General features: G+C 39.5%; 11 protein-coding genes. 4 read left to right on the forward strand and 7 right to left on the reverse strand.

Going from position 1 to position 10,670, the window contains the following annotated elements; genetic code table 11:
* Positions 1-171: 171 nt before the first annotated feature.
* From RI557_RS10720 to ung, 6 genes are read right to left on the reverse strand one after another with little or no spacing between them, the layout of a single operon-like run.
* Positions 172-2,511 carry a M1 family aminopeptidase gene (locus RI557_RS10720; protein ID WP_310683716.1) on the reverse strand — a complete coding sequence of 780 codons (2,340 nt, stop codon included), beginning with the start codon at positions 2,509-2,511 and terminating at the stop codon, positions 172-174.
* A gap of 11 nt (positions 2,512-2,522) precedes the next feature.
* Positions 2,523-3,263, reverse strand: coding sequence for a 23S rRNA (guanosine(2251)-2'-O)-methyltransferase RlmB (gene rlmB / locus RI557_RS10725; protein ID WP_310666812.1), 741 nt, complete (start codon positions 3,261-3,263; stop codon positions 2,523-2,525).
* A 5-nt stretch (positions 3,264-3,268) separates the two neighbouring features.
* Positions 3,269-4,552, reverse strand: coding sequence for a GWxTD domain-containing protein (locus tag RI557_RS10730; RefSeq protein WP_310666813.1), 1,284 nt, complete (start codon positions 4,550-4,552; stop codon positions 3,269-3,271).
* Complete coding sequence (locus tag RI557_RS10735; protein ID WP_310666814.1) at positions 4,545-5,837, reverse strand: DNA recombination protein RmuC; 1,293 nt, start codon at positions 5,835-5,837, stop codon at positions 4,545-4,547. Before RI557_RS10735 ends, RI557_RS10730 begins: the two co-directional genes overlap by 8 nt.
* Position 5,838: 1 nt before the next feature.
* Positions 5,839-7,560, reverse strand: a complete 1,722-nt coding sequence (locus RI557_RS10740; protein WP_310683718.1) for a BamA/TamA family outer membrane protein — start codon at positions 7,558-7,560, stop codon at positions 5,839-5,841.
* Positions 7,561-7,563: 3 nt separating this feature from the next.
* Positions 7,564-8,250: a uracil-DNA glycosylase gene (gene ung, locus RI557_RS10745; RefSeq protein ID WP_310683720.1), complete on the reverse strand. Its 687-nt coding sequence runs from the start codon at positions 8,248-8,250 to the stop codon at positions 7,564-7,566.
* A gap of 109 nt (positions 8,251-8,359) precedes the next feature.
* Here ung and RI557_RS10750 point away from each other — a divergent pair, with 109 nt between their 5' ends.
* Positions 8,360-8,491 carry a hypothetical protein gene (locus tag RI557_RS10750; protein ID WP_310666818.1) on the forward strand — a complete coding sequence of 44 codons (132 nt, stop codon included), beginning with the start codon at positions 8,360-8,362 and terminating at the stop codon, positions 8,489-8,491.
* Positions 8,488-8,820: a bacillithiol system redox-active protein YtxJ gene (ytxJ, locus tag RI557_RS10755; RefSeq protein WP_310666820.1), complete on the forward strand. Its 333-nt coding sequence runs from the start codon at positions 8,488-8,490 to the stop codon at positions 8,818-8,820. The genes RI557_RS10750 and ytxJ overlap by 4 nt, the downstream gene beginning before the upstream one ends.
* On the opposite strand, the gene RI557_RS10760 is transcribed toward ytxJ, so the two are convergent.
* Complete coding sequence (locus RI557_RS10760; RefSeq protein WP_310666821.1) at positions 8,807-9,214, reverse strand: OsmC family protein; 408 nt, start codon at positions 9,212-9,214, stop codon at positions 8,807-8,809. The genes ytxJ and RI557_RS10760 overlap by 14 nt on opposite strands.
* Positions 9,215-9,262: 48 nt before the next feature.
* Between RI557_RS10760 and RI557_RS10765 the strand changes: the two genes are divergently transcribed.
* Both RI557_RS10765 and RI557_RS10770 read left to right on the forward strand, forming a co-directional pair.
* A complete protein-coding gene (locus RI557_RS10765) occupies positions 9,263-10,015 on the forward strand; it encodes a hypothetical protein (RefSeq protein ID WP_310666822.1) in 753 nt (250 codons plus the stop codon).
* Between the two features lies 1 nt (position 10,016).
* The coding region (locus RI557_RS10770; protein WP_310683722.1) for a lipoyl synthase at positions 10,017-10,670 on the forward strand (654 nt) is incomplete at its 3' end.

Raw genomic sequence — 10,670 nt, forward strand, 5'->3', positions numbered from 1 at the left:
ACAGATATAAAGGGGGTGTATCAATACCGAAAAATCTATTATTTTTCGGTATTAAAAGGCTTTTCATTAAAAGTTAAATAGCTGATTTAGCGAGTTTAACATTTTAAAACAACCTGAATTTTGAATTTTATAACGCCTTTTGATACACCCCCTTTTTGTTTGAGAGAAACTCTATTGCGAAATCAATGTTCCGCGTTCAAGAATTTTATCATTGTCTTTGATGATGTAAATGAATTTGCCTGTACTATCAGGTAGTTGAATTCTGGTCAGATCCTGAGTCAATTTTTCCTCCTTTATCAGTTGCCCTTTTACATTGAACAATGACAACATAGAGCCGTTACATTCATTACAACTCACATTTACGAAGTCTTTCGTAGGATTAGGGTAGAGCTTGTAATCTTTTTCAGAAGACTTTTTTAGTTCATTCTTTCCAAGCACAGAATGATCGAGATTCGCAAAAGCATATTCACCCAATAATACTGTATCGAGCTGGATAAGGCCAAAGCCGTTGTTCGAGTTCCCAAGTACATTTTTTGTGTAGTGTGGATACTCGCTCCATTCGTTACTTCCAATTTCCCTGTAAAGCAGAATCAGACTATCTTCAGTTATACTAACCAACCCCGTGTCAAGGAATGAATTTGTGCCCGATGCACTGTATTGCAGTGATCCTGAAGCGTGAAAATCATTTGGGATAATACCATCAACTCGCCAGTAGTGGGTATTTGAGACTTTATAAGGCTGAATAGATTTGTCAACTTCATCAGGAGCTGAATAATAGTGTTCAACTCGCAAAAGTGCAGAGTCTGAAATTTGTTCAACTTCGAGATCAAAGCTACTGTAGTCTGCTGTCAACTGACCGGGCGAGTCAATCTTGTAAAAATCATCTAATACAGCCTGGGCAAGTTTGATATCTTCATTTACTGTTACAAACTCTGGATCAAACGGCACATTATTGATGTAATGTGTTGCAAACTGGCTATCGTGAACAATTCGAACTGTGTGCTTCTCCCGGTTCTGACCGTAAAAAGTGATATTGACAGGAACATTTGTGTAATATTCGTCAGCTCCAAACAGCTTTTGCTCAGTTGTAAGCTCAATAGAGTAGTCGTTACCCGATTGACTCGCGCTAAATTCTTCGATTTCAATAGTGGGAAATCCGGCACCAAAAACCCAGTTTTCAAAAAACGGAGAAATATCTGTTGTAGATTGAGTATTGAGATGATCGCGGAGCTGTTCAGAGTTCATGGTTTTAAACCTGTATTGATCGAGAAAGGATTCAACTCCGTTAAAGAATGTAGAATCACCCAAATAAAAACGTAGGTTATGAGCAACTAAAGATCCTTTGTCGTAAACATGACGGCCATAAGTGTACTGATGAGGAACTCCTGATACAGGCCTGAACTCATCTTCATCAATGTGAGCTCTCTTGACCACTGTTTCAAGTGTTTGTTTGATAGCCTGTTTTGCACGGTCGTAGCCGTAAACGTGTTCCAGGTAAAGGTATTCTGAAAAGCTCGCCATTCCCTCGTTGAGCCACATTTCTTCAGGTGTTTCACAAGTTGCCAAATCACCCCACCAGTGGTGTGAAAGCTCATGAGCCATCAGTGTTTCATTTCCGAGTGTGCCGTCAATGGCATAACGCGGATAAGCAATATTAGTCGCGTGTTCCATTGCGCCTGCATTAAATGGTACAATGGAATAACCTACTTTGCTAAAACGATAAGGACCATAATTATCAATATAGGCATCCATTGCATCGGGAAGAGTGGAAAATGAAGCCTTTAAATTGTTCGTGTCAGATGGAAGTGAATAGAGTTCTATCGGGATGTTACGGTGGTTTTGGTGAACAGTTGCGTAAGGAGCAACTGCAATACAAGCTAAATAACTTGGAATTGCATTATTCAGCTCCCATTGCCTTGTCGTTACTTGCCCGTTTTGCGTTTCATTGACCAAAAGTCCATTACAGGTGGATACCTGATTGTCATCTGTTTTTACGTTGAATGAGTAAGTGGCTCTTTCTTTAAAATTATCAAAACATGGGTGCCAAATACGGCCGTAATTATGCGGTTTAGCATCAAATCCAACTCCCATGTTATACGCGTAGTTCCCTGAAAAGAAAAATCCACCCCATGTTGCGTCCTGTGTTGGCGAGCCACTGTAATGCACAACGACTGAATCAACATCGCTAGAGTCAACCACTCTGCCCAGGTTAATGGTGAGCAGTGTGTCATTGTAAGAAAAATTCAATTGTTGATTTTCTTGCTTTACGCTATCAACGGTCAGAGCCAGCAGATCGAGTGGTAGGTGCTGTAATCCGTCTTCCAGCGAGCTGAATTTAACAGTAGCAGCTCCGCTTATAAACTGATTCTCGGTTTGTGTCATGTCTAAATCGAGGTGATAATGCAAAACATCAATGGAATCGGAACGGAGATTTTCCATGTTGTCGTAAGTCACCTGCGATCTGACCATTAGAGATAAAAACAAAAACAGGATGAGAAATGAGTTTTTCATAGCAGTTTCTTTTAACCTTTAAGTCGTTGACGCACAATTTCAAATAGCGTTACTCCGGTAGCTACGCTTACATTGAGGGAATCTAAATTTCCAGGCATTGGGATGTGTGCTGTTTCATCGCTGATTTTCAAAAGCTTTTTGGAAATACCTTTGTCTTCGTTGCCCATGATAATACCAACCGGACCATTGATCGTTTTGTCGTAGATTGATTCTTTTCCCTCTTCAGTCAGGCTGATTACACGAATTCCACTTTGTTGAAGTAAATAAGCCGCATCAGCTAGGTGTGCTTCTTTGCAAATTGGTATTTTTAAAAGCGCACCGGCTGATGTTTTGATTGCATCTTCATTAATTGGTGCGGCTCCTTTATTGGGAACAACTATAGCGTGAACACCGGCTGCCTGAGCTGATCTTGCAATGGCGCCAAAGTTTCGAACATCGGTAATTCCATCAAGTAGGAGAATGAAAGGGTCGTCTCCTTTTTCAAAAACTTCGAGCACTACATCTTCCAAAGCATGATAATCGACTGCAGATAAAACTGCTATTGCTCCCTGATGATTGCTTTTTGTAAGTCTGTCGAGTTTTTGATACGGAACATATTGAAAAGGAATATCATGGTTGCGGGCAAGGTTTTGAACCATTTTAATTCCCTCGCCAGTATCGCCTTTGAGCAAGAATATTTTTTCAATTGTTTTCCCTTCTTCAATCGCTTCTTCGATTGGGTGAATTCCAAAAATGAGTTGTTCTTTCTTCACAATAATTAATAATCTAATGATGAAACACGTCCTTCACGCCATTTCTCAACAGCGCGGTACCATGCGTTTTTATAACTTGGAGATCGTTTGAGTATGTAGTCGTTGTCAGAGAATGGATTGTTCATTTTGACAAAGTTAAAAGTAGTGGAAAGGTAGTTGTTTTCCTCTCCGTAAATCCAGCTTTCACCTGTTGAAGATTTATAGACAATCTCTGGCGGACCAAAAACTAAATAAACGATTCCGCGATCTGTTTTCCAACCTTCTTTGTAAGAGGTGAAAAAGTAGTTTGCATTTTGAACGCGGTTATAGAAAGTTTTAATGAGTTCACGAGCTCTTTTTTTGCTATCAGCTAATTGAATCCAAAAACTGTCGACTGCCACCTTTTTGTTTTGAGCAGTTTGTAATTGCTCATATTCCCGTTTACTGGTAATAAAGCGTAGAGCAGAGATCATGTCCTCAACTTTGTAGATTTCAGGAAACTGCTTGTCAAAGTGATAAAACGTCAATCCTTCTCTGCTTTTACTATCGACTTTGAAATGATAAAAGCCTTTTTTAGCAGGTGTAAAATGAAAGCTACTGTCAGATCCGGTGGTAACCGTGTAGCTTGAATCTGGCTCGTAACTAAAAGATTCACGCTTGTAAACGGCAAAAGGAGGGGGGGCAACGGGGAAGTCACGTTTATAAAAATCAACCGTCACTTTATCAGCTGCTAAAAGCATGTTGTAAATGATTCTAAGAGAATCACTCTCTGTTCCGTGTTTTTTGAAGAAAGGCAAATTGGTTTTCTCGTTCAGAACCAAAAAGTTTTGCCTGTTAGTTGGTGTCTCGCGATCGAGTACGATGAGTTTTTCTGTTTTCTGTTTACGGTTGAGATCTGTTGTTTTAACCCGTAAAATGTATCGGTTACCTATGGGGATAGTGAGAGAAAACTTGCCGTAGAGGTTTTTGCTTTGTAGGGAATCAGTAACATCAGTGAGGACTGTGGAAGCACTGTCGATTAGTTCGTTTGAATCGAAATGTTTGTAGAGTAAGTAAGATATTTTGATTTTGCCGCTGTAAAGGCTGTCTGCCGGGTTACGTACATACAGCAATTGTTTGGTATTCACTTTAAAGTGGACATCTGTTTCTCCGTGCTTTTTGTGAAAAACATCAAATTCAGGTTCTAATAACTTATTCCCGCGTTTGTAAAGACTGGAGAGGTTGCTGTTACTGATCGACTTTGTTGAGGCACACCCCTGAAAGAAGTAAGCTGCAATAACAATGACGAGTATTGAAAATAATCTATTCATCGTTGGTGAATTTATCTGGGATTTGGTGGCGTGCTTTGGCTCCAAGCTTTTTCATTTTTTCAGCTCTTGAAACGAGGTTTCCTTTTCCTGTGTGCAATTTGTTGTGCGCTTCATCAAGAGCTTTTTGTGCTTGCGATAATTCTTTATCTACACGCTCCAAATCGGCAATAAAGTTTACAAATTTATCATAAAGCCTCCCACCTTGCTCAGCAATTTCTTTTGTGTGGTTGTTTTGTCGTTCCTGTTTCCAGATAGATTCAATCGTTTTAAGCGTTGCCAGCAGGGTTGTGGGGCTCACAATCACGATTCGTTTTTCCCATGCATCGGTGAAAAGTTTTGGATCTGACTGTAAAGCTGTGCTAAAAGCAGCTTCAATTGGCAGGAAGAGTAAAACGAAATCAGGAGCTGTCAATCCTTTGGCTGTTTCGTATTGTTTGTGGCTGAGTCCGGCAATGTGTTTCTTGAGCGAAGCTGCGTGTAGCTGTCCGGCTCTTTTTCGTTCTTCATTGTCGTTTGCCGAAACATACTGCTCATAGGCTTTGAGTGAAACTTTAGAGTCGATGATTATATGTTTGTTCTCGGGAAGGTGAACAATAACATCGGGTTTTATTTGTCGTGATTCCTGATTGGAGGTTGAGTGCTGAACTTCGTATTCTCTGTTTTTTTGAAGCCCTGATTCTTCTAAAACGCGTTCCAGAATAACTTCTCCCCATGCTCCCTGTTTTTGGTTATCTCCTTTTAGCGCGTTGATGAGATTTTCAGCTTCTTTGCCAATTGTTTTATTGAGTTCAGTCAAGCTCTTTAGCTGATTGTTGAGCGCTGCGTGTTGTTCAATATTGCGCGTTTTGAGCGACTCCACTTTTTCTTCAAAACTTTTCAGTTGATCTTTGAAGGGAAGCAGGTGTTGGTTGAGTTCAGATTTACTCGTTTCAGAAAACGACCTGGCGTGTTCTTTAAAGAGTTTATCAGCAATGGCGTTGAATTCTTTGTTGAAGTCTTCTCGCACTTTTTTGAGGGTTTGCGTTTGTTCCTGGAGGTATTCGATTGTTTTCTCTTGCGATGCTTTGGTTTCGATCAACTGCTGAATACGCAAGTCAGCTTTTTCAGATTGCTTTTGCCAGTAGTCGGTTTGTTTTTGTGCTGTTTCAAGTTCCTGTTTTGACTTCAGGGCTTCATTCTCTGATTCAGATACTGCAGATTTCGCACTTTTTTGCTCGATCAGCTTTCCGGCAACAAATCCGATTATGCCAATGCAAATTAATAATATGATCGTTGTTATTTCCATTTTAAAAGAAGTTCGCAAATCCGAAATGCACTTTTCCGGATCTGAATGTGACCGGGTTATTAAACTGTTTTCCCAGCGCGTAATTAATCGTGAAAATTCCAGCTCTCGTCTCAAAACTAACTCCGGCTCCAAAGCCGTAAGGCACATCAGTTACGAATTCGTTTGAAATGTCACGCTCGTACCACGCCCAGTTGAAAAAGCCGTAAACAAAGGAATTTCGCTCTAAGATATAACGGATCTCTGATTTATGGATTGCGTAACTGGAAGCAAAGATGCTTTCTTCATCAAAGCCACGTAAAGTGCGTAATCCGCCAATTCTAAATAGTTCATTTTTGAACAGTGATTCGTTGTAGAGCAAGCCACCCTGCACGTTGTTGTTGAGTACGAGTCGCTCAACAATGGGTAGGTAGTGGTTGAAATTGAGTTGTGTTTTGTATTGTGTAGTCGAGAGCTCAATACTGTCGTAATCGATGTTTTCCAGTGCCGGATTTCGCTCGATTTCTTTATTCCCAACCAGTCCTTTTATTTTTAATTCATAGCCTTTTGATGGGTTAAGTCGGTAATCTAACTTACTTATTGTTGCTCCTAAACCATAAGATAAATAAGAGACATCTGCGTTTTCAGGGAGAGTTGTATTTTGTTCAAATTGCTCGGTCGAGATCAAGTTTGTTGACGACTGATTAATAAATGCCGTGATTTTATCATCTCCACGCAAGTAATAATGAATCCCGAGTTGTTGCTCAATATTGGTAAATGAAGTATCGAGGCGGTAAATGCCTAATTCACCTGATACACCAAAGCGTGTTTTAAAAATGTATGGTATTTCAACCTCTAAATCGATTCGTTGCGTTTGATCCTGGAGTCTTTTCCATTGTAGCGCAATTTTTTCAGCGATTCCTAAAGCATTTTTGAAGTTCAGTTGCACATCACCGGTGAAAACAGGATCTTCATTTTCATCTTCCTGAGGTTGAAAGCCCAAAACTCCATCAATGTTATTTGCTTTTTCTTTTTTCACGGTCAGAACCAAAATCGTGTTATTCTTCCCAAACAGAACCTCCGGTTTTCTGGCTAAATTGGCAAATGACAACTCTTGAAAGCGCGTTTCAATTTGCCCGATTTTCTTTTCGCTGTACAAAGATCCCTTTGTGACGTTGATGTAGTTGGCCAAATAGTTTTTGGGTAGTTTATCTTCTGATAAGAACCTTATAGAGTCGATAGTGACTTTCGTTCCTTTCTTAATTTTGAGCGAGGCCTCAATACTTTTTTCTTCAAACTTCAGTGAGTCTAATCGAGCTGATGCAAATGGAAATCCATTGTTTTCGTAATATGAAATAATATCATCGAGCAAATCTGCTACTTGCTTGCTGTTGACAGGTTTGTTACGATAGACTTTTGTTCGGTAACCCAGTTTTGAGAGAATTCCTTCATCGGTGTTGCCGGGTTTTAAGGAAGTCCATTTGTACGTTTCGCCCTTTTGTAAGTAAACCCAAACTTTTGAGGATGATGAATCAATTTTAAAACTATCGATTGAGGCAGCTAAATATCCACTTTGGTAGAGGTTATTCAATATTTCCTGCAATGATTTTGTTACCGGTGATACTGATTCTTCGTCCAGTTCAATTTTTGATACATCAACAGAATCTGAAGGAAAACGAAAACTCCAGTTTTGAGAGTAAGCAAATTGTGCGACTAGTATAAATATGAGTGTTAGTCGTAATTTCACTTTTTATTCAATTTCCCAATTAACGGGTTCAATTCCGTTAGATTGTAAATACTCATTAGCTCTGCTAAATGGTTTGCTGCCAAAGAAACCATTATTTGCTGAAAACGGAGAGGGGTGAGGTGAGGTAATTACACAGTGCTTATCAGTATTGATGAATTCTTGCTTTTGTTTGGCAAAGTTTCCCCAGAGGATGAAAACGAGATTTTCCCTGTGATCTGACAGTGATTTGATGACCTGATCGGTGAATTTTTCCCATCCAATTTTGCGGTGCGATGCCGGAGATTTGGCTCTGACCGTCAAAAAAGCATTGAGTAAGAAAACTCCTTCTTTAGCCCAAGTCATGAGATGCCCGTGGTTTGGAGGTTCAATTCCCAAATCTTTTTTCAATTCCTGGTAGATGTTTTTCAGAGATGGAGGGATGGCAACGCCTTTTTGAACTGAAAAACACATTCCGTGAGCCTGGCCGTAACCGTGATAGGGGTCCTGACCTAAAATAACAATCTTTGTTTTATCAAATGGCGTTTGGTTAAACGCTTGAAAAATAAGGCTGCCAGGAGGATAGATGGTGTACTTTTTTTTATCTTCAATAAGCTGCTCTTTTATCGATTTAAAGTAGTCCTTTTCAAATTCACTTTTTAAGACTTCTAGCCAGGAAGGTTCTATTTGAGGGTTGATTTTTAGCTCACTCATGGCAACACCTATTTGATATTCACGTTTTAATGGTGAAAACTAAAAAGGTAAAAATTGAATTATTGTAATTATCCTTTACCTTTGTTCACGTTAATAAAATTCGAAACTAATGAAAAAAGTTGCTCTAACAGGATTGGTAGTATTTGTATTGGGAGTTTTAATTTCTTCGTGCAAAAGTCACGAAAAATGCCCGGCTTATGGTGATGCAACTCCTCAAAAAACGATAAACGTTCGTTCATGAGTTGGCAAAAACTCGAAAGTGAAGAAGAGTTTAATCGTTTGGTAGAAGATCAAACCAACTCATTTGCTATTTTCAAGCACAGTTCTCGCTGCGGAGTTAGTAGTTGGGTAAAGCGATCGTTTCAGGGAGACTGGAAATCTGAATATTCTCAGGTTAACATTTATGAAGTTGATGTTATTCGTAATAGAGCAATTTCTCAATTGATTGCTAAAAAGCTCAATATCCATCATGAATCACCTCAATTGATTGTTGTTGAAAACGGTGAGGTAGTTCACAGTGAATCTCACAATAATATAGAAGCTAAATCACTAGCCACTATTCAAAGTTGAAATAAGTATTCAGCCTCACTTCTGGGCTAATACTCAAAGCAACAGGACAATTCAAGGCTGTTTTGGATAATAAATCCTTTAGTTTTTTATCCTGAATCTTTTCACTCCAGGAAAAATGGATGTCAATTTGTTTAATTCTTCTAGGGTCGCTATCCATTATTTTATGGACTTCAACTTTTGTTCCTGACGGATTAAAATCCAAAGACTTCGTTTTTATCCCGATCATTGTCAACATGCAACTCGCGAGTGAAACGCAAAACAAATCTGTTGGCGAGAGAGCTTTCCCTTCTCCATTGTTGTCTTTTGGAGCATCTGTGAATGTGAGTTGATTTGAATCGAGGTGAACAGATTCAACCCTTAAATTCCCTTTGTATTCTAAAGCTGCAATTTTCATAAAACAATTAAAATCCAGTATGCGTTATTTCACTACATTTGTTTTTTCATGAGAGTATTCAAAGTTATCACAATTAATCTATTATTTCTCATCGCAATGGGATTTGGTTCGGTCAGAGCCCAAAGTGATGACAACACCAAGCTGTATTACAGTGCAGATTATTCTGGCGGGGGAATTGTACATTCTCGTGGATTTGGAGTGAACTTTCGTTATTCTCAGTACCTAACCGGATCTTCAAAACGGATATGGAGTGCTGAACTACTCATGATGAAACACCCTAAAGAAAAAAAGGTGTACAATCCTTACAATGATAACGCAAGAGGGTATTTTTACGGAAAATTAAACTCCCTCACTTCCTTGCGCATGCACATTGGAAGGCAGGACGTTATTTTTGGCAAGGAGCTCGACAAAGGAGTTGAAATTAGCTGGGTGTACTCAGGAGGGCCAATATTAGGAATTGTAAAGCCTGTTTATCTCGAGATTACTGAACAGGGAACAATTGCAAGGCCAGATATCATCAATGTGGAACGCTATGACCCTGAAGTTCACAACCCAAATATTATTCACGGAAGAGCCGGGATTTTAACAGGTCTTGGAAATTCATCACTAGTGCCTGGCGCATCAGCTCGGGTAGCGATGAATTTTGAATATGCACCGCTCGATAAAACACTAAAAGCCCTTGAGGTTGGAGCCGTTATAGATGCATACAGCAAAGAGGTTCCGATCATGGCTAATACAGATAATAACCAATTTTGGTTGACATTTTATATAAACATTCAATTCGGAAAGAAGATTATTTAATATGGCTGAAGTAGCTACAAAGCAACGCAAGACATCTATTCACAACAAAGAAGGTAGAGTAATGAAAAACAAGCCAAAATGGCTTCGGGTTAAATTACCTACAGGGAAAGAGTACCGTGAAGTTAGAGAGATAGTCGATAACTACAAGCTGCACACAATTTGTGAAAGTGGTAATTGCCCAAACATGGGAGAATGCTGGGGAGCAGGTACAGCCACATTTATGATTCTCGGTAATGTTTGTACCCGCTCATGCGGTTTTTGCAACGTGGCCACAGGAAAACCAGAAACAGTAGACCCATTTGAGCCGGTAAGAGTTGCGAAATCTGTTAAATTGATGGGTGTAAAGCATTGTGTTTTAACATCAGTTGATCGTGATGACTTAAAAGATGGTGGTTCTGAGATATGGGCTGAAACGGTTAGAGCCGTGCGAAGATTGAGCCCCGGTACAACATTAGAAACACTAATTCCTGACTTTAGGGGGGAATGGGATAATTTACAAAGAGTTGTAGAAGTGGCTCCTGAAATTGTTTCGCATAACCTCGAAACAGTGAGGAGATTGACAAAACAAGTTCGCATTCAGGCTAAATATGACAGAAGTCTGGAAGTTCTTTTCAGGCTTAAAAAAGGCGGCATGACAACCAAGAGTGGAATCATG

Source organism: Salibacter sp. (assembly GCF_031581065.1).
Classification (GTDB): Bacteria; Bacteroidota; Bacteroidia; order Flavobacteriales_G; family Salibacteraceae; genus Salibacter.

Coding starts and splice junctions, on each gene's coding strand:
- RI557_RS10760 (WP_310666821.1), bottom strand. CDS start 9,214: ATGAAAATTGCAGCTTTAGAATACAAAGGGAATTTAAGGGTTGAATCT.
- RI557_RS10720 (WP_310683716.1), bottom strand. CDS start 2,511: ATGAAAAACTCATTTCTCATCCTGTTTTTGTTTTTATCTCTAATGGTC.
- RI557_RS10750 (WP_310666818.1), top strand. CDS start 8,360: ATGAAAAAAGTTGCTCTAACAGGATTGGTAGTATTTGTATTGGGAGTT.
- RI557_RS10730 (WP_310666813.1), bottom strand. CDS start 4,552: ATGAATAGATTATTTTCAATACTCGTCATTGTTATTGCAGCTTACTTC.
- ytxJ (WP_310666820.1), top strand. CDS start 8,488: ATGAGTTGGCAAAAACTCGAAAGTGAAGAAGAGTTTAATCGTTTGGTA.
- ung (WP_310683720.1), bottom strand. CDS start 8,250: ATGAGTGAGCTAAAAATCAACCCTCAAATAGAACCTTCCTGGCTAGAA.
- RI557_RS10765 (WP_310666822.1), top strand. CDS start 9,263: ATGAGAGTATTCAAAGTTATCACAATTAATCTATTATTTCTCATCGCA.
- RI557_RS10735 (WP_310666814.1), bottom strand. CDS start 5,837: ATGGAAATAACAACGATCATATTATTAATTTGCATTGGCATAATCGGA.